The sequence below is a fragment of the Vallitalea okinawensis genome, from assembly GCF_002964605.1.
Taxonomy (GTDB): Bacteria; Bacillota; Clostridia; order Lachnospirales; family PQDH01; genus Vallitalea_A; species Vallitalea_A okinawensis.
Genome location: NZ_PQDH01000001.1, coordinates 986,755 through 1,012,596 on the forward strand (window position 1 = coordinate 986,755; position 25,842 = coordinate 1,012,596).

Here is a 25,842-nt window from a genome sequence, read left to right on the forward strand (position 1 = left end):
GAAGACATCAATGAGAGATAGTAAACTTGAAATTCGACATATGGAAAGAATTAAACAATATCCTGATCAAATTGTTAATGAACATGAATACGCAGTAGAACAAGGTTTTTCATATTTCAATTCTGAATCTTATAGAAATAATTGCCAAGGTACCCCCGCTCAAGGACCAAGGGGTAACATAAAGAAAGATGGAATCGTATCTGGATTAAAAACATTAAAAGAAATGGCTCCCAACATAATTGGTATCATGTCAGGAATGAAGAAAAACTTTAGTGATGCTGAGAACTATGTGAAAGAACTTGAGTCATTAGGTTCTGTTTCACCTACAGGTCAAGATCATATGAAGAATTTTCCTAATAACGCCATCTGGAATAAAATTAAAGATTATGCGTGGGAGAATCATCAAGTTGTTATTGGTTTTACAGAAGTACCTTCTGAATATATCTTTAAAGGTAAAGCCCTATTATTTAGATATGCTCTTGTTTGTATTCAAGAGATGAATGAAGACTTAATAAATAAAGCACCTAAAATTGAAGCTAATTATGAGGTCATGCGTGTTTATAATACTCTAGGAAAAGCAACTAATGATCTAGCGAATTGGTTAAAAAAAGAGTTTAACATCAAATGCATTGCCAGTCATCCAATGGGAGGTATTGTAGATACAACACCTCTTGCAGAAAAAGCCGGATTGGGTAGAATAGGTCATAGTGGTCTATTGATAACACCACAATTTGGAACTAGGCTGAGGATTTCAACTGTCTTTATCGATACCCCACTCTTTCCTTTTACCGATAATCATCATCATGATTGGGTACAAAATTTTTGTGATCAATGTCATCAGTGTGAAAGGAAGTGTCCTGCTGGTGCTATTTATAGTGATAAGAAGACATATATAAAGCACGCTAGTGATGTACCTGATCGTATTGCCTGTATTGATCGTGAAAAATGCTATCCATATTTCTGTAAAACTGGTGGATGTGGGGTTTGCATAAAAGTTTGTCCTTTCTCCAACAGCAAAATAGGTTATAATAAGTTAAAGGAGAAGTTTACTAAAGCTAAAACTTCTAAATAAGGTTTAAGGAGATAAGTATGCCAAGCGAAACTTTTTTTAAACTCGATAGCGCCAAACAAAAGCGGGTCTACGAGGCAGGTATTGAAGAATTTTGCCGTGTTCCATTTGAAGAGGTATCTATAAGAAATATTGTTAATTCTGCCTCAATTGCCAGGGGGAGCTTTTATCAATATTTTGAGGATAAAGAAGATTTATTCTTATATATTGTAAGCAATATAAGAAGAGCTGAAATGAAGCGTATACAATCAGCACCTATGAATATTTTTGAATTCATTAGTACTATTGCAAAAAAACAATTAGATGTAATTGACGTTCATCCTGATGATTTATCAGATAAAGCAAAAATTCTCCATAATACTGCTAAAAGCCCAATTGCATTAATGCTTCTTGATAAGCAAGTAGAAAATGATTTAAAAACTAATCCTCTAGTTAAAGAGTTATTAGAAAAATCTAATCTAGCAAATATTTCAGAAGAACAAAGGAATGCTTTTATGGATCTAATGTCGCATACAATGAAAACAGCCATTATTGAAGTGTTGAATCAATCTAAAACAGTAGATGAATCATTAAATAACTTTAATATAAAGTTAGAGATTATAAAGAGTGGTATCTTTAATCAATGATATTTAAAAGAGCTATTAGTTTAACTCTTTAGACTAATAGCTCTTTTAATTGAGCCTTTCTATAATCCTCGTATGGCTATTACATTTTTATTCATACTATGGCGAATTAGATGACGATACATGAATTTCTTTATAAAGCTCATATTTTGCTGATGTTCTGTAAAAAATGTATCTGGGTCATCAAAAATACCAAAGTCCCTATTAATACCTTCTTTTTGAATATAGGTATCATTTTCATCCCAAAATATCTGTGGATTGGTGAAATTATCTGTAGCAACCCCAAAACCGCAAAAACCACCAGAGCAATTCTTAAATTTTCTTTGAAGTGACGATAAATATGGAATATCCAAGATAAAGCCTTCTATATTAAACCACTGATCATTAAAATAAACTTCAACCCAACTATGGATGATTTCCTTTGGTGCAATAGCATACCATATACCAGTAATAGCCCCTTTTTGGAGTTCCTTATTGATAGTAAAACCATGTAAACGACAAGGAATTCCTACAGCCCTTAACAACGCCATAAAGAGTATCCCCTTTGTATTGCATTGACCATATCCATCCCTTAATACTTGTGAAGAAGGAATATTATCGTCCTCATTATAACCGAACTTGATAGAATCTCTAACGTAAACGTAAATATTTTTAATCTTCATTTTGTTAGTCTGGTGACGCCATCCCCGTTCTTCAATAAGTTCTAAAATAGTACTGCTATTATAATCTAATAACTCAGTTTCTTTTAAATATCGATTCATGAAATAACCCTCCTCTAACTTAGGCTAATCTCATGTTATCATTAATCCTCTATAAAAACTTGAACGGAACTGCTACTCTTAAATAAATCAGATAAGGTCAATCCAAACATCTCCTTGCAAGTTCTACTTATATGTGATGAGTCAGAAAAACCAGCTTCGTGGGCTGAAAATGTAAAATCATTATTGCTTGCTATGATTTTGATGCCATCCATCATCTTCTTCCAGAGTAGATAACGCTTTATGGTTATTCCAATCTGTTCTTTAAACAAATGTTGTAAACGACTTTCTGACAAAGAAGCATAATTGGCTAGTTCTTTTATAGTTAAATCACTGTGTCGATTTTTTTCAATGTACTCTATAATTGACATGATTCGTTCATCCATCTCACTTACCGGTACTGATGCATGGTTTATATATTTAAATATTAAATCGAGGACGTCCTTTATATGAATAGTTACTAAGGAAACATACTGTTTTAATTCTCTATAGAATACCTCAGGGAATATTGAATCATAATCTAAAATGTTATCTTTACTCGATATAACATCCTTGATCATTTCACCATAACGTGATTCTGGCTCCACTAATAATAAAACTTGTTGATCTTCATTACCTATTAATCGATGTTCAATATCAGAATTAATCATGATTGCTCTCGATCGTATCAGTTCATTTTCTATGTGCAATTCAAAGCTTCTATTTATACCAAAAGCGACTTGTATAGCATGATGCTGATGAGGTGTTGTATCAAAAATACTCCCTATAAAAAGAGCTGCACCATTAGTCATGATTAGTTTTGAACCAGAAGATACTTTCTTTGCCGCCATGCCTTCACTCCTCGCTAATACCTATTTTTCTTTTATTATAGCATAGAAGTTGAGTACTCATTTACATGATAATCCGTATAAGATATAATATAATTATAAAGAATATTTAGAATATACGTTCAAAAGCATAAGAGAAATTGAAAGGGGAAATCCTATGAAAATTGCTACCTATCTACGCATGAAAGGTCGTTGTAATGAAGCACTTGATCTGTATAAGGATATTTTTAATGGTGAAGAACTTTTTAGGTATGTCCACGATGAAAATACCACAGAGAATGAAAGTATGATCGGAAAGATCTTTCACGCTGAAATGAAAATCCAAGACTTTTACATCTATATGTCTGACACGCAAGAAGACTTGGATTATAATAAACAAGCTTATAATATAACTGTGGAAGTGGATACACTGGAAGAAGCCCACAGAATCTTTGATCGCTTGAAAGAAGGTGGTCGTGTTCATACGCCCATAACAAAGATGGCTTATGGACCTTATATAGGTAATTTATTTGATAAGTTCGGGATTAATTGGGATATTGTTTATTGTTAAGCAAGCATGTTGATTACAAGATATATGGAAGTAATACTGAATTAACACTCAGTGTTACTTCCATTTTCATTCATAATAAAACAGTTATTCATTCGTTTAGCTCTTGTTCTTTTTTCTCTATGCCAGCTAGAAAATGCTCATAAACACTATGCTCTTTAGAACTTTCGATAAAGACTGCTTTAACGCACTTTTCATAAAACTTAGCTGGTCCAATTCCTCCGATAATGGCGTATATATAGCCTTCAGCTTTCATTGCATTTAATGAGCGCAATAATAAAGCTTTGCCTATACCTTTACCTTGACATTCTTCTATCACCCTAGTTGGTCCAAAAAAATCTGGAGCAGTTGCATTATAACAAGCATAGCCGAGGATTTTACTTCCTTTCGCTGCTATAAAACAGGATATCGGTCGGTTTGAGAAACATACATCGCATTCTCCAGCAGCATTAGGACTAGAATTCTCTCTTACCCAATCTATGATTCGATGTTTATCAGGTGCTAAAGCTCTAAAGATCTCTATCCCCTCTTTTTTTAGCCTGTCAACTTCTTCTTGGTAATCTTCTATCTGTAATAAATTAACTAACATATCTGCCATGATCTCATCTCCTTTCACTATTCGATTTCTAAATTCTCTATTGCCATTAATGCTGCACCTGCAACGCTATCATGCTCTGCTTCTTTTAACTTCATATGAGGCATTTTTATTCTTAAATTCTCTTTCAGTTGTTCTTGTATGCAGTGATAGTGTTTTAAAATGCCACCTAAAAAAGCTAGCTCTCCTGTCTCCATTTGGAGTTCTCTAGCAACAGTTACCACAAGCTTTGTTAATTCTCGTGCCGCTTTATTGCATATAGCCACTGCTTGTGGATCATTCATTTCAATAGCAGGTATTAATAGTGGTGCAAGACCAGCAATGTCTTTTTTGCTTTTTGCCTCTTTATAAGTGAAATGGATAATATCTTCTATCGTTTCCCCATGAATAGCATGGAGAACTGCATTCAAAAGTATAGATTCCTGACTTCTTTTATCGTAACTTCTAACTGCAGCTGTCAATATATCACGACCAATTGCATACCCGCTACCCTCATCATCAATGAGATGACCCCATCCTCCAGAACGAAAAGTCTTACCCTTATGATTTTTGCCAAAACATATGGATCCTGTACCGCTTATGAGTACCATTCCTTCTGGTCTTCCCATAGCTCCATACAATGCTGCCTCTTGATCGCCGACGATCAGTAACTTACTTTTAAAGCCAGTATTTCGTACCTCATTTTCTATAACTGATATTGCCTCTTTGTTACTAACACCAGCCGTTGATATGCATAGACTCCTAAAAGAATCTAATGACCCCGCTATACGCTCCATATCATGGATCAATGTTTGCACTGTATTTCTTATGTCTTCTTTCTTTTGACTGTTATAATTTAAAGGTCCTGCTAACCCATTATGAATGATGTTACCTTGTAGATCTCTTATCTGGATGGCAGTTTTAGTTCCACCACCATCCCATCCCGCTACATATTGTTTCATACACTTACCTCACATTTAGTCTTTTCTATTGAATCAACTTAATATTAAAGCTGCACCGGTAAAACACCCTGTGGAATTAAAGTTTTTCCCAATATTTCTGTTATGACCCTAAGACTATCAACAGTATATTCATAAATTGCAATGCCATAGACACTTTCAGGTAATTCACTTAAATCATAAGGATTTCTTAAAGCCAGGACAATAACATTTTTATTCTTCTCGGCTGCTTTTCTGACAAGTTCTAACTGCCCTTTATATAGATGCCCATTATATGTACCAATCATAATGGAACTATGATGATCAGCTCCCTTTAAGACCTCATCAATTTCTTCCTGTGTTGGTTCTGGTGATGTAATGATTCCTTTGCCTCCAAACTTCTTTGCCATGTATTCTGCAAAGTTAAAGCTGTCTCCATTGTTATTGGATACATTGGTAGCTCTGAATGGTATACTTCCTAGAAACAGTGGATTGCTGCCTAGTTCTGGTAATGTTTTAGATGGCATCTTAACAGGTGTGATGGATTGTTGAAGTAATTGATAAGCAAGTTCTTTACCTTTATCCACATCAAATCCAATTTCTGTGTCAAAGTGATCTGCGTAATACTCCTTCCAAGCAAAAATCTTCCCTATGGATGCATCCATTTCTTCCATGGAAAGTTCTCCGCATTCTAGTGCATTTACAAGCACATCAGAAGCTTCTCGTGCCAACTCTGCTGTATGTGAAATAAAAACCAAATCAACACCTGCCATGATAGCACGTTTCACCCCTTCTACTGTTCCATAGTATTTTTTGATTGCCTGCATTTCCATACAATCACTGACCACTAAGCCTTTATAGCCCATTTTTTCTTTTAATAAGCCTGTTATGATTTCACGGGACATGGTTGCTGGTATCTGCTCTTTCTCTATCTCTGGAAATAATATATGAGCTGACATAATAGCTGGAATGTTAGCTTCGATGACTTTTTGAAAAGGTACTAATTCACATTTCTCTAACTCTTCTAGGGTCTTATTAATCTGAGGTAGCCCAAGGTGTGAATCTACATTGGTATCCCCATGGCCTGGGAAATGTTTAGCAGACGCCAATACACCACCCTCCAATAAACCTCTAGTCGTAGCTACTGTGTATTCTGCTACATTTTCTGGACAATCACCATAACTCCTAACGCCTATAACTGGATTATCCCTATTGGAATTAATATCAACTACTGGTGCTAAATTAAAATTGACTCCTAATGATTTTAATTGACCGCCAGTAATTTTGCCAGCTTCATAAGCATTTTTGGGATTTCCAATGGCTGCTATAGCCATTGCCCCCGGCATATTAACAGCATCCTCTGCCAACCTAGTCACCATACCCCCTTCTTGATCAATTGTTATAAAAGCTCCTCTCCCAGTATGTTTTTTAACTAACCTTTGAAGGTTTTCACATAGTTCTTTCAGTTGGTTGTTACTTTCAATGTTATTTTTGAAGAGTATAATATTAGCAATTTTATACTTACTAATTAATTCCTCTGTTACATGATCAATAGTGGTCCCCGATATCCCAACTACAAGACGTTGCCCTACCTTCTCCCTTAATGTTAAGTTCATACCTTCCATCTCTCCTATTCATATAAATGGTATTTTTCTTTACGCTTTCTAAATGCTATTAAATCCTTATCATTTTTTTCAAGAATATCTTCACTGGTCCAATCATTTTTCTCAAAATAATCATTTCCAGACAAAAGGCTAATAAAGGGCTTACTGTTTTCCTTAAAAGGTGGTAATAATGCAAAAGAATCCGGATACATCTTCTTTAAACTCTCGATTATCACAAGACCTGTTTTATAACCTTCAAACTCTTTATAATCAGTCATATGTATGTGAACACCTTGGCAAAAAACACCTTTATGTTTGGAGCTAGTTGGCGTAAAATAAACTGGTGTAAATCCCACTCCATTTAAATTCTTTTCTCTCAGATGTTTAACCAACTTTTCAGCATTGATGTAGGGTGCTCCAAGTATTTCAAAGGGACATGATGTACCTCTTCCTTCTGAAACATTGGTTCCCTCCAACAAACAAGTACCTACATACAAGAGAGCTGTTTCAAAGCGAGGTATGCCAAGACTAGGCATTACCCATGTTTGATCTGTCTCGTGAAAAAGCATTTCTCTTCTCCACTCCCTACATGGAATCACAGTTAGATGACAGCCTATGTTTTGTTCTTCATTGACCATGTTGGCTAGTTCTCCAACTGTCAAACCATACCTTGTGGCTAATGGATAAGTCCCTACAAAACTTTTGAACTGGTTTTTAAGAACATTCCCCTCTAACTTAACACCACCTAAAGGATTTGGTCTATCTAGGATAATGACCTCTTTTCCATGGGTAGCACAATCCTCTAAAGCATATATTAATGTGGAGATGAAGGTATAATACCTTACCCCTAAATCTTGTATGTCATAGACAACAGCATCTACCTCATTCAACATTCCTTCTGTTAGTCTTTTAGAATCTTTTCGATACAAGCTATATACTGTTACTCCTGTCGCATCATCTATGTATGTATCAACAAACTGTCCCGCCCCTCTATCACCCCGAACACCATGTTCAGGAGCAAATAGAGCATTTAATCGATAGTTCTCATGTAAAATCTCTATGGTTGATAGGAGTTCATTATTTACACCAGAAATTGAAGTAATTAGCCCTAGTCTTTTATTTTTAAAAAGATGATCATACTCTCTTATACGGTCAATTCCTTTTAATATCATAATATATTGACATCTCCTCATTTTTATTGTTAAATAGTAACATATGATTCATTAATTTTCGTAATAATATTTCAGAAGGGGTTTTACAAATATGAAAAATCTTCATTCACTCCTGGGCAAGAAAACACGGATTGCTATTGGTTTAATGAGCGGAACCTGTACCGATGGTATTGATGCTGCACTTGTTCAATTAGATGGTTTTGCAACAGATACCAAGGTTAAATTATTAGAATTCATCACCATACCATATGCTAATGATCTAAAAGTAGAATTATTAAATATTGCTTCTGGCTCTTTTGGTGGAAGTTATGCAATCTCAAAGACTAATTTTTTATTAGGACAACTATCAGCAGAAGCTTGTTTAGCTGTCTGCGAGAAGGCCCATATTCCTCCATCAGCTATTGACTTTATCGGTAGTCATGGACATACTATTTACCATCAACCCAATTCAGAAGAATATTTTTCTCATTCTGTTACTTCTACTTTACAGATCGGTGAATCCGCAGTTATTAGCGAAGTCATTGGCTGCCCTGTTGTAGCAGATTTTCGTGTTCGTGATATGGCTGCCGGTGGTTATGGTGCTCCTCTTGTTCCCTATACAGAATATCTCCTTTACAGTGTACCAGGAAAAAACATTGCTTTACAAAATATCGGTGGGATAGGTAACATCACCTATTTACCTCATGATTGTGATATGAGCAATATTCTTGCCTTTGACACTGGACCAGGTAATATGATCATCGATTCCCTTATAGCTCTACATACATCTAATGAAAAAAACTATGATGAAGGTGGTCAAATAGCAGCAAGTGGCCATGTCCATCCTGAGCTGTTAAACTGGCTCCTTGATGACCCATACATCCATAGCAAGCCTCCTAAGACAACAGGGAGAGAATATTATGGTGCACAATTTGTTGCCCAACTTCATAGAAAAGCACAGGATTATCATCTTTCATTTTCTGATTTAGTCGCCACTACAACCATGTTCACCGCCAAAGCTATTGAAATCAATGTAACAAAATATCTTCCATCACTACCTGAAAATTTAATCGTTGGAGGTGGTGGTAGCCATAATAAGACTCTTCTGAGGTATATAAAATCATGTCTACCTAATTGTCATGTGATTACTAATGAGGATATTGGTCTTGACAGTAATGCCAAGGAAGCTATTGCTTTTGCAGTGCTGGCCAACGAAACAATACAAGGTATAAATAATAATGTCCCAACTGCTACTGGTGCTAGACACGGGGTGGTTATGGGCAAGATCTCTTTTTAATACGAATGAAAGTAGGTAATAATAATGACTAATATTGAAGTAAAAACCCGTAGCATCATGGATTCTTTAAATAATTCTGAAAGAAAGGTTGCCACATACTTTTTAAATAATATAGAAAGTATCTTCTCAAGTCCTATCGCACAATTGGCCAAAGAGTCTGGTGTCAGTCAGGTAACCTGGATTCGTTTTTGCAAAGCCATTGGATTTGATGGCTTAAAGGATTTAAAACGGAACTTATTTCAAGAACTCAATAATACCAGTGAAGAAACTGCAGCCCCTCATGATTTTTCCGATATCAAGCAGTACAGTACAATTGAACAGATGTGCAATACCATAAAAAGCACCACTATTCAAGCTGTTGAAGATACGATGACATTAATAGATACAGAATCCCTCTCTAAAATAGTGGAGCTCATATCTAATGCCAAATGTGTTAAGTTATTTGGAGCAGGTGCTTCAGCTCTGGTTGCCAATGATTTCTATAATAAACTTTTACGTATTAATAAGAATGCATGTTTTAGTTATGATACCCATACCCAATTAACTTATGGAGCTAATACTGGTCCAGATGAGATCTCTCTTATATTCTCATACTCTGGAAACACGAAGGAAATGCTCGAAATATTATCAATGGCCAAAAAATCTAAATGTCCTACAGTAGCTATTACAAAGTATACCAAAAGCCCTTTAATTGCTGATTCAGACTATGCTATATACCTTTCAGCTCCAGAAATCGACCACCGAAGCGGAGCTATGAGCAGTCGAGTTGCACAATTAACTGTGGTAGATTTACTTTTTACATGCTTAGCCAATAAAAACTATAATGATGTAGAAAAATACCTTGAAGAAAGTTATGAAGTATGCCGTAAGCATAAGATGTAATTTTTAATGATTAAAAGCCTTTAGCATATTTAAAGGCTTTTAATATCAATCAGTTTATCTCATCTTCAATAATACCTGAAATGTGTCCCTCTGCCCTTTTCAAAGCGTCTTCTGCTTGTTCTGCTGTCATATGACACATGATCATGACAATAGCTGTTTTGGCTGAATAGCCACATTCTTTTAATACTTCTCTTGCCTCCAAATCATCAGCACCAGTTGTACTTCTTACAATGGAAACAGTGCGCTCGATTAGCTTTTCATTACTTGCTTTTACGTCTACCATTAAATTGCCATATACCTTCCCTAGCTTAATCATAACAGATGTACTTAACATATTTAAAACCATCTTTTGTGCTGTTCCACTTTTTAACCGTGTAGATCCCGTTATAACCTCAGCTCCGGGTAATGGGGTAATTGAAACATCTGTAATAATTCCTAATTTTGCTTCCTTAGAGCATGTCAAACCAATGGTTTTTGCTCCAATTCTGTTGGCATAGGTAACTGCTCCAATGACATAGGGTGTTCTACCACTTGCTGCGATTCCTACTAACACATCTTTATCACTAAAGCTAATGGCCTGTAAATCCTTTATACCTAGTTCATAATCGTCCTCAGCGCCTTCTACCGCCTGCATAATAGCACCTGGACCCCCAGCTATCAATGCTTGAACTAATTCTGGCTCTGTTCCAAAAGTAGGTGGACATTCTGCAGCGTCTAAAATCCCCAATCGTCCAGAAGTTCCGCAACCACAATAGATTAATCTGCCACCATTCACTATTTTCTCATAGATAACATCTACTGCTTCCACTATATGGTCTAATTCCTTTTGAACAGCAAAAGCTACTTTCATATCTTCCTCATTCATCAACTGTAAGATTTCTTTCGTTGTCAGGCGATCTATATTTTTAGTCCGTTCATTTTTTTGTTCAGTTTCTATTGTATTTAGCTTAACCATTGTCTTCACCTCATCTTGTTAACCTTTCACTGAGCCTACAGTAAGACCCTTAACAAAATATTTTTGTAAGAAAGGATATAAAATTATAATTGGTAATGTGGATGTTATAATAACTGCTGATTTTATTGAGATTGCAATAGTGGCTTTATCTGCCGAACCTGCTGCATCTCCAATCATTGAGGTTCCATTAACAATATTTCTTAAAAAGAGCATCACAGGAAACTGACTTGTATTCAGATAAATCAATCCATTAAACCAGTCATTCCAGAAAAATACAGCTGTATATAACCCTATGGTTGCTAAAGCAGGTTTTGAAAGTGGAACAACTATTTTTCCTAATATTTTAAAGTATCCTAATCCATCAATAAGGGCAGCTTCTTCAATCTCTGTAGGAATCGATTTGAAAAAATTAATGAGTATAATAAGATTAAACTGATTTATTGCAAATGGAAGTAACATAGCAAATCGTGTTCCAGTAAGGCCTAAATTTGAAATCAATAAATAGTTAGGTATTAATCCACCTGAAAAAAACATTGAAAATACTACCATTTTCATAGCAACTTTTTGTCCAGCCAACACTGTCTTAGAAAGAGGATATGCAAACAAAGATGTCATTATTAAAGAGATTAATGTTCCTCCAACAGTATAAAAAATAGTATTTCCGTAAGCCTTAAAAAAGTTCGGATATGTAAAAATCTGCTTATAGGCTTCAAAATTAAGTCCTATAGGAAAAAATGAAACTTTATTATTTATAATTGCATTGGGATCTGAAAGAGAAACTGCCAACATATAAATAAACGGCATTAAGCACAATAGCAGTACAAGTATCATGACGACATAAATAATGGAGTCAAATATAATATTACCTTTAGTATGATATCTTTTCATAAAGCACCTCCTAGTAAATGCCGTCACCAGTAAGTTTCTTACTGATGGCATTTGATGATGAAACCAATATTATACCAATTATACCGCTAAACAATCCTATGGCAGTTGCATATGAATAATTTTGATTAGCAAGTCCGGTGCGATAAACCAAAGTATCAATAATATCACTAACCTGTGAATTTGATGGTGTGTACATTAGTAGTACCTTTTCAAACCCTAGACTTAGCATTCTTCCAACATTTAATATCAACAAGACCATAATCGTTGGCATAATGGATGGTATGGTTACATAGAAAATTTGCTGTATCCGATTAGCTCCATCAATGCGAGCTGCTTCAAATAGGTCTGCACTAATACCTGTAATAGCCGCAAGGTAGATGATTGCTGTCCAACCTGTAAATTGCCAAGTATCCGTTAATATATAGAGCCATCTAAAATACTGAGGTTCATTCATAAAATAGATCGGTTCTATGCCAAAGGTATTCTGCAAAAACATATTCAACAGTCCTGAACTTGGTGATAGCATTTCACTTAAAATCGCAATAACGACTACTGTTGATATAAATCTAGGCATATATGAAACAGTTTGAACCACTTTTTTGAAACGTACATGGTGCACTTCATTTAATAAAATGGCAAAAATAATTGGGATAGGAAAATTAATTATCAAGTTTCCTAATGAAATCGTTAGTGTATTACGAAAAGCTCTCCAAAAGGCAGGATCTTGCATAAACATTTTAAAGTACTTTAAACCAACCCAGCTAACACCGTAGGCTCCCATTCCTGGTCTATAACGACGGAATGCCAAAATATTACCAAACATCGGAATATACTTAAATACTATGAAGTATATAATCGGCAATACCATCATTGCATATAACTGCCAATAACGCTTAAAATGCTTCTGTCTGTTATTTTCTCTTTTTGTCCTATTCTCAGTTAAAGCCATGACCTTCCCCCTTGTCTTTAAAAAGACTACCCATTAATGCCTTTAGGGGTAGTCTTTATTATGTCTCTTACAATAATTTAGTTACCTAAATTATCATTGTAAATCTTACAAAACTCATCTATTCTCAACGTTTTCATTTCTTCTACATAGGCATCCCAATCCGTTTCAACACTTTTTTTGCCAGTAATAAAAGCGTCTGCCCAAACTTCAAAAGTATCGAAAAGTGGCGTTTGCAATACACCTGCATCTTCAGCAGTCAAATCGTCAAACATTGGTGTAGGAGGAATTGTTTGGATAACATCGCCCATTGCTGCAACTTCACCATTTATACGAGCATAATTCTCGTCATATTTAGTCATTTCACGTTCATTAATCCATACCATCTGAGTAACATCAGATCCACAACCATAATTGATTTGTAGGCTTTTGTAGACTCCTTCAGCTGAATTGACAAGCTCATCAGCGTATTTAATCTTGCCATCTTCCATTGTATATGTAACACCCTCAACACCTAGGCACCATAATTTAGCACCTTCTTCTGAAAAGAACACTTGGTCAATTGTTTTAACAACACGTTCAAAATCATCGCGTTTCGCAGTAGCTGCTGGGAACATAATTCCAGAGCCAGTTTTGCTCTTTGGTTGATGGTGTGCCCCTGCCGTTCCTTCTAATGAAGGATACATCTGTAGCTTAAACCCATCTATAGTTGACGCACCAGTCAAACCACCAATTTGATCATAATAAGCATATGTTGCCATTGCTTTTCCTGTCGCCATCTTTTGTGACCATAAATCTCCATCAATAGGTTCAGCCATTTCTGGGTCCAGTAATCCTTCTGCGTATAGTTTTGCAAGATAGCTTATGTACTCTTTATATCCCTCACTAATTGCTCCAGGGAAGTATTCTTGTTTCTCATAATCCCAGCTAAGTGTATTGGTTCCTGATGCACCATTTTTACCAACACTGATGCCATATGAAGGCATTGTCATACGATATAGTACACGTGGACCAGCTAAAATGGTAAGTGGATAAGAGTCTGGATTCTTTGCTTTATATGCTTTTAAGATCACGTATAAGTCATCAAATGTCTTTGGAGCCTCTAATCCTTCCGCTTCTAAGAAATCCTCTCTTAAAATAAGACCGCCATCATAAAAAGGAATATCAAAAAGACTTGGCATATAATATCGTTTTCCATCTGCTAATTCCAATTTATCAACAACATCCTGTAGCCCAAATTCCTCAACACGTGCGTTAAAGTTAGGTGTATATTCTGCATAATCGCTAATTGGAACTAAAGCTCCATTTAAAGCAAGAGAAGCATTTTCCCCTTTTGTTGTCTGATATAGAACAACATCAGGTGCATTATTTCCAGTATTTAAAGCTAGAGATACTTTAGTAGCATAATCAGCAATTGGTATAACCTCAAATTCAAAATCTACGTTAAACATTTTTTCGGCTTCTGTAACCGTTAACCAATCATCTTTAAAAGGCAATGTTGCATTATCAGAATAATATATTCTTATTTTTACTGGGTCTTGATTCTCTGTCTCTGTTGTTTCACTAGATTTTGAAGACTCACTAACTGTTGCTTTATTAACTTCTGGAGTTTCTTCTTGACCGCATGCTGATAGTAAACTCATAACCATAGTCATCATCAAAACAAGTGATAGTAGTTTTTTCATAAAATACCTCCCACATATTATTTCAACCTTATTTAGATTTTGAAATAAGATACATAACCCCTTTTGTAAGTTTATTTCATATTATTATAAATTTAATGTATCTTTTTTTCATAATTGTATAGTAGCATTTCCAAAGAGTTTCGTCAATATGTTTTGATATTTTTGTCAAATTCTTTTTTCCCTTTAAAATGAATATGCATTCTTCACAATTTATATTAAAAAATCAACTCAACTCATTATATATAAATAGAACCCACAATCACCATAGAATGAGTGTGGGTTCTATCCTTTAGTTTTCCATGAATACAGCAGTTTCTTTAACCTCTAAACCACATTTTTCATATAGTTCTTGAGCTATAAAAGTATTTTATCCTAGATTAAATATCCTTTTTAGTGTATTTATATATACACAGAACTGCGCCACAGAAGAATGTAAGAATACATATCACCCTGCTACTGTATGGAAAGGTTACTGTATTACCTAATACATTATTTAAAGTTAAAGGGATTAATGAATAAAATGTGGGAATATAGAATTGGATAGATAAATCCAATGCTAGAATAGGTAGGTTACTTATTGTTATCAGTCCGCCATATACCAGAGGCATTATCATGCTTTTACTCCATAAACAAATCATGATAGGTATGGGTAATGTGATAAAATGAAACAACATAGAATAGACATATACACTCATATTAATAATTATACTATCTATTGGGGGAACTTGATTAACAACCAGTAACCCACATAATATTGTTGTAAGACTTTGAATAGTATATACTGCTATCATTATAATACTTATAACAATAACTTTTATTATTAATATGTTTATTGGGATTATAGGATAGGTGTATAGTACAGCTTCTTGACGCAACAAATATTCTCGTCCAAAGACCCAAGCTATAATTAATGACACTAAAAAAATATTAATAAAAATAATAGTTATCATATGACTAACTTTCATAAATTGATTCCATGTTACAGATTTACCAGATATCATAAATGCTAAAGCTAATATCAATGGTCCAGAACATGAGCTAACAGCGATAATAAGATATAAATATGTCCTTTTTAATTTTTGAAATTCACACAATAGTAAGTTACACATCCTTATTTCCTCCAGTAATCTCTAGAAAATAATCTTCAAGCCTATAACTACTTTCATATATTTCAATAACATCAATATTGTGTATTATCAGCATCCTTACAATTTCAGATGCTCGGTCTAATCCTTCATAGATTATTAATTTATTTTTTTCCACCACTTGATAAGAATATATACCTATTTTATTTTCTAGTATATAACATGCTCTAGTATCATTACTCACCTTGATATTTAAACATTTTCTACTTTTACGTCGTAAGTCTTCATATTGTATTTCCTCAAGTAAGACCCCCTTATGAAGGACTCCTATTGTAGTAACTATACTTTCCAATCTGTTTAAAGTATGACTTGTTAATAAGATTGTAATGTTTTTTCGACTACACAAATCTACCAATAATTGTTGAATTAATTGAATACCATTAGGATCTAATCCATTAATAGGTTCATCTAAGACTATTAATTCTGGCTTATGCAGAATGGCTCTAGCTATGCCCAAGCGTTGTTTTAAACCTCTTGAATATTTTTTTATTGGTGCATCCCAATACTGTTTTTCAAGTCCCACCTTATCAAGGGCTTCTGCAATATATTCCTTATTTGTTATACCTATCATTTTCCTGTGGATGTTCAGATTCTCTATAGCTGTTAGATTAGTATAAAATGTAGGTAAGTGTATCATAGAACCCATTCTTCTATACACTTTCTTCTTTAGATGTTGATGTCCAAATACTTCTATTTCACCTTCAGTTGGTTTAACTAATCCCGCCAACATTTTTAAAACCGTTGTTTTTCCAGCTCCATTTTGTCCAATAAGACCATAAATCGCTCCCTTTTTTATATGCATATCTATGCCCTTAACAACTGCTTTTTTCTTATATACTTTTGTCAATTTGCAGGTTTTTATTTCATAATCTTCTTCCAATTGATCACCTCGTTACAATTGTAAGGACTATGCTTCTATCCTTATAACATAGTCCTTAACACCTTAGTACCTCTCATACAATTTTTAGCTTAGGTAAACGAATGATAAAAGCAGTTTTTTTATAGGGTTCACTTTGAACCTGAATGTCTCCACCTAATTTTTCAACCAATTCTTTAACAATGGTTAGTCCTATACCATTACCTTGAAAATTTTTATTTCTGGACCTTTCTGAGGTATATAAGCGATTAAAAATATAGTGAATATCTTCTGAACCAATACCTTTTCCCCTATCCCAAATTTCTATGGTAATCCTACTTTCATTGTCATAAAGATTAAACCCTATAACTTCTCCCTCTCCACCATATTTGATACAATTTGAAATAATATTCTGTAAAATTCTATTGAGTGCCTTTTCATCGCCTTTCATATAGATATTTTTATCAGGAATGTTAATAACCGGTTTTATATGTTGTTGTTCAAATTCTTTTACATGAAGTAATATATTTTGTCTCAATATTTCAGCTATATCCACCCTATTATATTCAACTATAACGTCACCAGAATCCAATTTTGATAATAGAAAAAATTCTTCTATCAGCGCTCTTAGTGTTTGACACTTATTTTCAATAATATATAAATTTTCTCTTTTTTCTTCCTCATGAATATTTTCATCTTTTCTTATCATTTCAATATATCCTAACATAGATGTTAGAGGCGTACGAAAATCATGGGAAATATTAGCTATCATTCGTTTTCTGTCTTCTTCGTAGTTCTTATTCATACTGACTATTGTCTGAAATTCATCTAATAATTGATTAATATCTGAAACAAAATCTGTTATTGCTTTATTATAGCTATAGACAGTCAATCGCTTATTAAAGTTGCCATGTATAACTTCTTTCAAGTCTTTTGATATCTTATTTAATGATATACTTTGATGTAAATAAAAACTACCTATGATTATGATTATTACAATTAGTATATAAATCACTTTAATTCACCTAATCGATAGCCAATTCCCCACATTGTTTCGATATACTTGGGATTACTTGGATCATCCTCTATTTTATTTCGAAGACGTCTAATATGAACCATAACCGTATTATCATCTCCCATATACTCTTCTCCCCATACAGCGTTAAATATCTGTGCTTTCGTAAAAACCTTGCTAGAATTCTCTAAAAAAAGCTTTAATAATTGATATTCTTTTGCTCTTAACTTAATGAGTTCATCATTTTTTTCAACCGTATACGTGTCAATATATAGAGTGATATCACCATATTGTATTTGGTTATTCACTCTTTGTTGCTCATTAAAGTAGAGGTAACGTCTTAAATGAGCTTTCACTCTCGCCTGTAATTCTCCCAAAGAAAAGGGTTTAATTAGGTAATCATCAGCACCTAATCCTAATCCAATTATTTTATCACTTTCTTCAACTTTAGCTGACACGATTAAAATTGGAATATTACCTTCTTGACGTATTCTTCTCATAACTTCTATCCCATCTATAATAGGTAACATAATATCCAGAATAATTAATGAATAGTCATGTTTCTTCCATATATCATATCCTTCTTGTCCATTAAAAGCACTATATACATCATAGCCTTCTTTAATCAGCGCACAAGATATCATCTTATTGATGGTTTCATCATCTTCAATAACTAATATTTTTACTTTTCCCATGTTTATCACTCTTTTTTATTTAGATAGTTGCAAATTATATCTGTATCTACTATTATTTTACTACACTTCATTGAAGTATCCAATCCCTTAATCCATATAAATTGTATCTAAGACGATTTTATAATTTAAAACCATTCATTATATACATAAACACAAGATGAATGCCTATAGTAATAACAATCACTGAATAAAAAATCTTTGATCTTAACAAAAATTTATTCCTAGTCCATTCTCTTATGATAAAAATAATAACCATTGTTGTAAATAGTACTAATAGATAACATACCGTCTTAATTAATGGAATGATGAAATTAAAAACAATGAAGGTATCTGCCATCATAGATTTTATTGCCATAACACCATTTAAACCATAATACATCATGATAAATATACATGATAGACTTAATAAACTTTTAAGGATTAAAGTTTCCTTATCATGAATTTTTCTCTTTCTTATGATTGAAATCACCGTCATAAGAAAAGTAATTAATATTAAAGGCAAAGTAATTATTACCATTTTAAATAGTTTTACATTAGTATCGGATGCTTTCTCATAGTCAAAACCTAATATTGAAATGAACATTTTACCATGATTTTCATAAAACTTACAATAAGTATTGTATTTCTCACTATAGAAAAGACCTTCTCCTACATATTTATAGTGACATGTCATATTACTTGTTTCGAAAACCAGATTATCATTATTATCACATTGAATGTTACAAGTCAATAGAACTGATTTTAATTTTGTTAAATCGTTACGTCCATATCCTTCAAATATATAATTACCCTTTACTTTGTTAACATCTATATCTAAGGGGATATATTTTTTTACTATCTCGTTTTTAGGTTTACTCGTAAAAAAATCATAGAATTTATCCACAAACTCATTGCATACTTTACTACTTTTTTTTGAATCTGTATTAATTGCAATAAACATCCCAATATTATCTTCTGGGAGCATGGTTAGTTTGGATGAAAAAGGTGGTAAGTATCCTCCATGTTCGATGGTTCTATGACCATTCCTTATTGTTTCAAAAAAACCTAGACCAAAGCCTGTCAACCGTTCATCCTTAGGATATTCATGTTGATGCATCTTACTAGCAATACTTCTATTTAATAAACTATTTCCTTTGTATTCACCTTTATTAAGATGCATAATAATAAATTGTGCTACATCCGATGCTGACGCACATATGGATCCACTAGGATGATTGCTCATTACTGTATAATTATCTTCTAAATACTTGTTTTCTTTATATTTATAAGGCTTTGACATATTGTCGATAATGTCCATATTTAATCTGTAAGATGAATGATTCATATCAAGAGGCTCTAATATATTTTTAGTAATATAGTCTTCAATAGACATTCCAGACACTACTTCAACCAAATACCCTGCTAGAGACATACCATAAGTGCTATATTGGCAATAAGTTCCTGGCTCTCTAATAACCTCAGGCATACCTTTATTCAATATTTCTTCTAAGGGTTCTAATTCGTCAAAAAATTCACCCCCTTTTGTTTTCAGATATAGCGGCACCCAATAGTCAAATCCTGCTGTATGAGTTAAAAGATACCTCAATGTAACAGGCTTGGAATAAGGATTTTTTATTTTAAATGCTGTTAAATATTGATTAACATCTTCATCAAGGGATAATTTTCCCTGTTGGACCATCTGCATAGCAGCTGTAGCTGTAAATAACTTTGAGACAGAAGCTATTTGAAATGCTGTTGAATCTGAAGTTACAGGTAATTTCCCCTTTACATCCATATAACCATAACCCTTCTCAAAAAACACATTACCATCTTTTACAACTGAAATGGCTACTCCCGCAACCTTATACTCTTCCAAAACCAGTTTCATATAATCATCTGTCATTTTTTCAAAAGCTTCAACAGATTGATCCAAAGTTTGTGCATATACAATATTATTACACGTGATCAAAATAAAGGTCGTAATCATTAATGCGCCTATCATTTTCCTTACAAATTTCATAAATTCACTCCTATTTACATTTTGCCCTCTTCCCAACGTTTTTCTTCTAATTGTAAAAAGAACTATACTTAATCATAAAGCATAGTCCTTAATTCTCTATAACACATTCCTTACACATTTCTTAACTTTATATATACCCTTTATAACCTCACATGCGATTCGTGTACCTAGAGCCAGAGTTTTTCCCGTCAACTTCCTTCAGATTGCACCTCACGATGGACACCCTTGTTTAAGCTAAGTGCACATAATTAGAACCCACAATCACCATAAAAGTGTTCGTGGGTTATTTCCTATTCCATGAATACAGCAGTTTCTTTAACTTCTAAGCCACATTTCTCATATAGTTTTTGAGCTATAGGATTGTTGGTATAAAGTCTGACTTTTACTGCTCCTGTTCTATTTTTTAATTCAAAAGCTTTTTGCATGTGTGCATAAGCAATGCCCCCGTTGATTTTTTTATTAGTTATAATTATTTTTTATAAAATGCACTTATAGTCTAATTGATTAGAAATATAGGAAAACTGCAGCTAGTTTCTCATATTACTCTTATTAATTAGATAACTGATAAAAGACTGAGATGCAATGGAGACTGGGATATTCTTGTGAGTAACAATACCAATTGACCTGCTGACCGGAGCTGGATTCACAGGTATTTCTTTTAAAATCCCTTCTTCCAAGTCATCTTTCACAAATTCTCTGATTACAGCTGATATGCCAAGCCCTATTTTTGCAAATTCTATTAAAAACTCCATATTACCTATCTCTATTTCAGCCTCTATTTCAATCTTATTATCCAAGAAGTATTTATCTAAATATTGTCTTGTTATATTATCCGGCTCTAAAAGCATAATAGGATATCTTGATAAATTATATATTGATACCACTTGATCCAACTCATTATAATATACTTTTTTAGTAACAAAAATATCATGTATTTTCATTAATTCTGTATATTCATATCCACTATGCATGAAAGGAAAACTTACAATCCCAAAATCTATCTCACCATTATCAAGCATTTCCAATGTATCATTAGTGGTTTTATTGATTACCAATATTTTAATATCAGGAAACTCCTCATGAAAAGATCGTAAATGAGGAATAAGAAAATACTTGCAAAGTGCATTGCTCACACCAATTCTTATGAGTCCTTTTTCATTATTAATTAGTTTATGAATGATATTTTCACCCTTTAATAATTCGCTCATAGCATTTTCAACATGATTGAAAAGAATTTCACCTTCTTTTGTAAGAACTACACCTCTTGAACTTCTAATAAAAAGCTTACACCCCATTTTTTCTTCTAATTTCTTTATAGATTTACTCAAAGCTGGCTGACTAATAAACAAAGCCTCCGCAGCTCTAGATATGTTCTTATGTGTTGCTACTATATAAAATATTCTATATAACTCCATTTCCATACTCATACTATAACTCCCTGTTATGACATCTATAACTAATATGTATTTCAATTATATCAACAAAAGTAATATAATAGCAATAAGTTTAAATAATTTATGTTGGAGGCAAAGAGATGAAACAAATTGAAAAAAATAGATTCTTTTCTATGGCGGATACTTTTGATAAGATGGCCCCTAAGCTTGTACCTCAATATGACTTTTTACAAGACGAGTTGTTCAATATTATTGATTATGAAGAAGATGAGTGTATTAATGTAGTCGACCTTGGAGCTGGTAGTGGTATTCTCATTGAAAAAATTCTGAAACGTTACCCCAATTCTAAATGTTACTGGGTTGACTACTCTCAGCAGTTTCTCGGTGTTGCAAAGAAAAAATTAAGCCAATATGGTAATCGAGTTGAGTTTATCATATCCTCTTTTGAGGATGATTGGGAGAATAAAATCAAAGATCATGTTCATCTAGTGGTCTCTATGTCCGCTATTCATCATCTTACAAATAGAGAAAAAGTTGATTTATATAAAAGGGCATTTACTATACTTCAACCTAATGGTTGGTTTGTTAACATTGATGAAATGAAAACCTTATATGGTGAAGCCTATAGGAATAGCATGGTATTTTGGTCGGACTATGTGGATCAAAGTAAAAGCAGTATTCCTCCAGCACAATTGAAATACTACGACAACTGGACAATTCACTTTAACAATTGGAAACAAAGAAATATTGAGAATATGAATACACCTAAACAAAAAGGGGATGATTTACACGAGAGTTTCGTAGATCAATTAACCTGGTTGAGAGAATCCGGATTTAAATCAGTTGATGTTTTTGTTAAATATCATTTGTGGTGTATTATTGGAGGACAAAAATAAAAATCGAACCCACAATCACAGATAACGTGAGGGTGGATTCGATCCTTTATTTTTCTAGTACATAAGTGGCTAACACACTACAAAACTGGAATAGAAAAGTAGGGCTTCCTACTCCATAAACACAGCAGTTTCTTTGACTTCTAAACCGCATTTCTCATACAGCATCCTAGCAGCAGGATTATTGGTATACAACCTCACTTTTACTGCTCCAGTTTCAGTTTGGAGTTCAAAAGCTTTTTGCATTAACCTATAGGCAACCCCCATTTGCCTAAATTCTGGTGTAGTCCATAGCTCATCAACGTAAATAACTCCTTTTTTCCATTTACCGATCTTTGGCATGTAGATTAATGAAATCCATCCAATGAATCGCCCTTGATATTCTGCAGCATAGACATAGAAATCTGGATGACATAGTTCATCTAATACCTCCGTAAAATCAGCATTTTCACTTATCTGTCGCCCTTCTGCTGATCTTTCAACTCCATTAATTCTCCAAGATATCATGTCATCAAACTTATGATAATTGTCTTTATTAATTCGTTCTATGGTAACAGATATTTTATTACTCATATCATTTGATTCCCCCGTTGATTATTTTTATTTAACTCACTAACACCAAATAACTTTTACAATTGGATTCTTCCTTCCTATAAATCATCTTTGAACAACTATATCATTCTTAGTTATCTAATTCAATATTTCCCACATATGCAATTTAGTTATAATTATTTTTTATTATTTCTAGCTTCGGATATGACCTCTGGGAATCATACAGTTGATGCTGTTCTAGATGAAACAAGAGAATATTTTGTTAATCTTCAAAATTTATGTTAGATGAATTTGACTATGCTGTAAATAACTATTTTACTAAGCAATAGTATCATATACTTCATACAATAACCGCTGTAATTTGGCCCCATTACAGAATAAAACAGGACAAATCAATTTAAATTTGTCCTGTTCTATTTCATGTATATATTCGCTTCATACTTCCACCTTTAATGTTATGTCTAAAGATAATTAACAAAGCAATGACAATCGATATGCCATCTGACAGAGGCACTGCATACCAAATGCCATCAATACCCCAATATTTAGAAAATAAAATAACAGTAGGTATTAGAATAACTATTTGCTTCGACAAAGAAATCAGTGTTGCTTGCATAGGTTGCTCAATAGATTGTAAGTAAGCAATTGAAATATTAATTATACCTGTAAATGGAATCAGAAGTGAATAAATTTTGAGCCCAATCATACCTTGAATAATGTAATTGGTATTATTATCAATAAATAAGCTAATTAAATTAGAAGCTTGAAAACGTATCACAATAAATATTAGAGAACCCGTTAAAAATGTCATTATAATGGATTGTAAAACAGTAGCTCTTATGCGCTCTTGATTACCTGCACCAAAATTATACCCGATAATTGGTTGTATACCATTTTGAATACCGAATACCGGTATATTAAAGAACGACATCAAACTACCAATTGCACCGATGGATGCAACAGCACCTACACCACCGTACACCCCTAAATATCTATTTAATACTATTAATGACACACCACTACCCACTGTAACAAAATAAGATGGTAAGCCTATTGTAAGTAGTCTTTTAACGATGTCTAATTCCGGTATCAAATACTTTTTTTTCATTATAACATGATGACTTGTACTTAAATAATAACTCGCCAAAATTAAAAATCCTATCCCCTGTGCAATAATCGTTGCTATCGCAGCACCTCGGACACCCATATCTAAATTTACAATAAATATATAATCTAATGCGATATTTGTAATTGCTGACACCACCATCGCTATCATTGATAATGTAGCCTTACCTTCTGCTCTTACAGTACAACTTAGTGTAAAAGACAATATCCAAAAGATAACTCCTATAAAAATATAGGACATGTAATCATAACCAAAGGTTAATACTTCACCAGATGCACCTAGAAGACCTAAAATAGGTTTTAAACTGATATAGCCAAAGACAGACATTACACCACCAAATATAATAGTTGTCACAATTGTTGTTGTAAAAACCTTTTGACTTGCTTCTACATCATCTTTACCAAGATTTATAGATATTAAGTTAGCGCCTCCTCGGCCAATTAGTGCTGATCCTGCAAAAATAACTAGCATAATAGGATAAACTATTGTCAGACCAGCTAATGCATCTGTGCCTACAAACTGACCGATAAATATTCTATCTATGATATTATAAAAAGTATTAACCAATATGGCTATCATCGATGGTATAGAAAAACGCAGAATCAATTTTGCTATACGTTCTGTCTCTAATTTACTATTCATATCTGATCCTTTCCTATTACTTTGGCTATACTCAAAGAGTTACCAGTTGTGGTATAGTAAGATATTTTCATAATTTTGTCCTTCCTTTCAAACTAAACTTACTCACTTGTGTTATTATCACTATTATATTATAATTACCGTATATAGAGATGTAAACACATAAAGAAGAAATTACTCAATCCACGAAAGGTGTGTAAGTATGTTGAAAAACCAAGTCCACCCAGCTGCAATTCGCTCTAGAAATCTTATAACAGACAGTTTACTAGTTTTAATGAAAAATAGTTCATATGAAGAAATAACAGTAAAAGAGATCACAGATCAAGCTGTCCTTACGAGACGAACTTTTTATGCTCATTTTAAGACAAAAGAAGAAGTTATTGATTATAAAATTAATGGTTTAAATGGAGAATTGACCTCAATAATATCTAATCACTCCAATAAAGACCATCATGAAATTGCGCTCTTATATTTTGGTTTTTGGGTAGATCATATTGACTTACTCATGCAACTGTACGAACACAATTTGATGCAGCTATTATTTAACAATTTTGAAAAAAATATAAGAGATATTCGTTCTTATTTCGGTTGTACACTTTCCGAACAAGATGAACAGTATGCTGATTATTCTTCAGCATTTTTTACAAGCGTTTTATCAAGTATTCTCAACAGATGGATCGAGACAGGTGCAAAAGAATCTGCAAAAGAGCTTGTTAAGTTACTAGAGCAAATCACTTACAAGTTTTCATCAAGTTTTAGAGATAGCTAAAGAGGTAGCTTGTGC

General features: G+C 33.4%; 26 protein-coding genes. 7 read left to right on the top strand and 19 right to left on the bottom strand.

Translation table 11 applies throughout. The features are described 5' to 3' along the window. Window positions 1–10: 10 nt before the first annotated feature. Complete coding sequence (locus C1Y58_RS04570) at window positions 11–1,072, top strand: 4Fe-4S dicluster domain-containing protein (RefSeq protein ID WP_105614795.1); 1,062 nt, start codon at window positions 11–13, stop codon at window positions 1,070–1,072. Window positions 1,073–1,089: 17 nt separating this feature from the next. Next, window positions 1,090–1,695 (top strand): TetR/AcrR family transcriptional regulator, encoded by a 606-nt coding sequence (locus C1Y58_RS04575; protein ID WP_105614796.1) that lies wholly within the window; start codon window positions 1,090–1,092, stop codon window positions 1,693–1,695. A gap of 59 nt (window positions 1,696–1,754) precedes the next feature. Here C1Y58_RS04575 and C1Y58_RS04580 read toward each other — a convergent pair whose 3' ends face one another. Further along, window positions 1,755–2,453: a transglutaminase-like domain-containing protein gene (locus tag C1Y58_RS04580; protein WP_105614797.1), complete on the bottom strand. Its 699-nt coding sequence runs from the start codon at window positions 2,451–2,453 to the stop codon at window positions 1,755–1,757. Window positions 2,454–2,494: 41 nt separating this feature from the next. Then, a complete protein-coding gene (locus C1Y58_RS04585) occupies window positions 2,495–3,280 on the bottom strand; it encodes an AraC family transcriptional regulator (RefSeq protein ID WP_105614798.1) in 786 nt (261 codons plus the stop codon). Between the two features lie 154 nt (window positions 3,281–3,434). Here C1Y58_RS04585 and C1Y58_RS04590 point away from each other — a divergent pair, with 154 nt between their 5' ends. Further along, window positions 3,435–3,827, top strand: a complete 393-nt coding sequence (locus tag C1Y58_RS04590) for a VOC family protein (protein WP_105614799.1) — start codon at window positions 3,435–3,437, stop codon at window positions 3,825–3,827. Window positions 3,828–3,915: 88 nt separating this feature from the next. Here C1Y58_RS04590 and C1Y58_RS04595 read toward each other — a convergent pair whose 3' ends face one another. Genes C1Y58_RS04595 through C1Y58_RS04610 form a run of 4 tightly spaced genes read right to left on the bottom strand, consistent with a single transcriptional unit; the run spans window position 3,916 to window position 8,112 of the window. Beyond that, window positions 3,916–4,422 carry a GNAT family N-acetyltransferase gene (locus tag C1Y58_RS04595; RefSeq protein ID WP_105614800.1) on the bottom strand — a complete coding sequence of 169 codons (507 nt, stop codon included), beginning with the start codon at window positions 4,420–4,422 and terminating at the stop codon, window positions 3,916–3,918. Window positions 4,423–4,439: 17 nt separating this feature from the next. Continuing rightward, window positions 4,440–5,360: an N-acetylglucosamine kinase gene (locus tag C1Y58_RS04600; RefSeq protein WP_105614801.1), complete on the bottom strand. Its 921-nt coding sequence runs from the start codon at window positions 5,358–5,360 to the stop codon at window positions 4,440–4,442. A 44-nt stretch (window positions 5,361–5,404) separates the two neighbouring features. After that, window positions 5,405–6,952 carry a beta-N-acetylhexosaminidase gene (gene nagZ / locus C1Y58_RS04605; RefSeq protein WP_242985324.1) on the bottom strand — a complete coding sequence of 516 codons (1,548 nt, stop codon included), beginning with the start codon at window positions 6,950–6,952 and terminating at the stop codon, window positions 5,405–5,407. Window positions 6,953–6,966: 14 nt separating this feature from the next. Continuing rightward, the gene (locus tag C1Y58_RS04610; protein WP_105614803.1) at window positions 6,967–8,112 is read right to left on the bottom strand and encodes an exo-beta-N-acetylmuramidase NamZ family protein; all 1,146 of its coding nucleotides are present in this window, start codon (window positions 8,110–8,112) and stop codon (window positions 6,967–6,969) included. 91 nt (window positions 8,113–8,203) lie between these two features. On the opposite strand from C1Y58_RS04610, the gene C1Y58_RS04615 reads away from it, so the two are divergent. Next, window positions 8,204–9,388 carry an anhydro-N-acetylmuramic acid kinase gene (locus tag C1Y58_RS04615; RefSeq protein ID WP_105614804.1) on the top strand — a complete coding sequence of 395 codons (1,185 nt, stop codon included), beginning with the start codon at window positions 8,204–8,206 and terminating at the stop codon, window positions 9,386–9,388. Between the two features lie 24 nt (window positions 9,389–9,412). Next, the gene (locus C1Y58_RS04620; RefSeq protein WP_105614805.1) at window positions 9,413–10,270 is read left to right on the top strand and encodes a MurR/RpiR family transcriptional regulator; all 858 of its coding nucleotides are present in this window, start codon (window positions 9,413–9,415) and stop codon (window positions 10,268–10,270) included. Between the two features lie 49 nt (window positions 10,271–10,319). Here the strand turns inward: C1Y58_RS04620 and murQ are convergent, their stop codons facing one another. The 11 genes from murQ to C1Y58_RS04670 form a co-directional block, all read right to left on the bottom strand. Then, a complete protein-coding gene (murQ, locus tag C1Y58_RS04625) occupies window positions 10,320–11,225 on the bottom strand; it encodes an N-acetylmuramic acid 6-phosphate etherase (RefSeq protein ID WP_105614806.1) in 906 nt (301 codons plus the stop codon). 18 nt (window positions 11,226–11,243) lie between these two features. Next, on the bottom strand, window positions 11,244–12,113 hold the full coding sequence (locus C1Y58_RS04630) for a carbohydrate ABC transporter permease (protein ID WP_105614807.1): 870 nt from the start codon (window positions 12,111–12,113) through the stop codon (window positions 11,244–11,246). Window positions 12,114–12,123: 10 nt separating this feature from the next. After that, the gene (locus C1Y58_RS04635) at window positions 12,124–13,062 is read right to left on the bottom strand and encodes an ABC transporter permease (protein WP_105614808.1); all 939 of its coding nucleotides are present in this window, start codon (window positions 13,060–13,062) and stop codon (window positions 12,124–12,126) included. Between the two features lie 77 nt (window positions 13,063–13,139). After that, a complete protein-coding gene (locus C1Y58_RS04640) occupies window positions 13,140–14,744 on the bottom strand; it encodes an extracellular solute-binding protein (protein ID WP_170311517.1) in 1,605 nt (534 codons plus the stop codon). A 377-nt stretch (window positions 14,745–15,121) separates the two neighbouring features. Further along, a complete protein-coding gene (locus tag C1Y58_RS27230) occupies window positions 15,122–15,853 on the bottom strand; it encodes an ABC transporter permease (RefSeq protein ID WP_105614809.1) in 732 nt (243 codons plus the stop codon). Continuing rightward, window positions 15,846–16,769: an ATP-binding cassette domain-containing protein gene (locus C1Y58_RS04650; protein ID WP_242985325.1), complete on the bottom strand. Its 924-nt coding sequence runs from the start codon at window positions 16,767–16,769 to the stop codon at window positions 15,846–15,848. The genes C1Y58_RS27230 and C1Y58_RS04650 overlap by 8 nt, the downstream gene beginning before the upstream one ends. Window positions 16,770–16,842: 73 nt before the next feature. Beyond that, on the bottom strand, window positions 16,843–17,760 hold the full coding sequence (locus C1Y58_RS04655; RefSeq protein WP_105614810.1) for a sensor histidine kinase: 918 nt from the start codon (window positions 17,758–17,760) through the stop codon (window positions 16,843–16,845). Then, entirely contained in the window at window positions 17,757–18,455 is a 699-nt protein-coding gene (locus tag C1Y58_RS04660; protein ID WP_105614811.1) for a response regulator transcription factor, read from the bottom strand. The genes C1Y58_RS04655 and C1Y58_RS04660 overlap by 4 nt, the downstream gene beginning before the upstream one ends. Before the next feature lie 118 nt (window positions 18,456–18,573). Beyond that, window positions 18,574–20,454 carry a serine hydrolase domain-containing protein gene (locus C1Y58_RS04665; protein WP_105614812.1) on the bottom strand — a complete coding sequence of 627 codons (1,881 nt, stop codon included), beginning with the start codon at window positions 20,452–20,454 and terminating at the stop codon, window positions 18,574–18,576. Window positions 20,455–20,744: 290 nt separating this feature from the next. Next, window positions 20,745–20,879, bottom strand: a complete 135-nt coding sequence (locus C1Y58_RS26985) for a hypothetical protein (RefSeq protein WP_278286067.1) — start codon at window positions 20,877–20,879, stop codon at window positions 20,745–20,747. Window positions 20,880–20,981: 102 nt separating this feature from the next. Further along, window positions 20,982–21,881 (bottom strand): LysR family transcriptional regulator, encoded by a 900-nt coding sequence (locus C1Y58_RS04670; protein WP_105614813.1) that lies wholly within the window; start codon window positions 21,879–21,881, stop codon window positions 20,982–20,984. 107 nt (window positions 21,882–21,988) lie between these two features. Between C1Y58_RS04670 and C1Y58_RS04675 the strand changes: the two genes are divergently transcribed. Beyond that, a complete protein-coding gene (locus C1Y58_RS04675) occupies window positions 21,989–22,744 on the top strand; it encodes a class I SAM-dependent methyltransferase (protein WP_105614814.1) in 756 nt (251 codons plus the stop codon). Between the two features lie 108 nt (window positions 22,745–22,852). Here C1Y58_RS04675 and C1Y58_RS04680 read toward each other — a convergent pair whose 3' ends face one another. Beyond that, window positions 22,853–23,314 (bottom strand): GNAT family N-acetyltransferase, encoded by a 462-nt coding sequence (locus C1Y58_RS04680; RefSeq protein ID WP_105614815.1) that lies wholly within the window; start codon window positions 23,312–23,314, stop codon window positions 22,853–22,855. A gap of 397 nt (window positions 23,315–23,711) precedes the next feature. Beyond that, the gene (locus C1Y58_RS04685) at window positions 23,712–25,061 is read right to left on the bottom strand and encodes an MATE family efflux transporter (protein ID WP_105614816.1); all 1,350 of its coding nucleotides are present in this window, start codon (window positions 25,059–25,061) and stop codon (window positions 23,712–23,714) included. Between the two features lie 199 nt (window positions 25,062–25,260). Here C1Y58_RS04685 and C1Y58_RS04690 point away from each other — a divergent pair, with 199 nt between their 5' ends. Beyond that, a complete protein-coding gene (locus C1Y58_RS04690; protein WP_105614817.1) occupies window positions 25,261–25,827 on the top strand; it encodes a TetR/AcrR family transcriptional regulator in 567 nt (188 codons plus the stop codon). The last annotated feature ends 15 nt before the right edge of the window (window positions 25,828–25,842 follow it).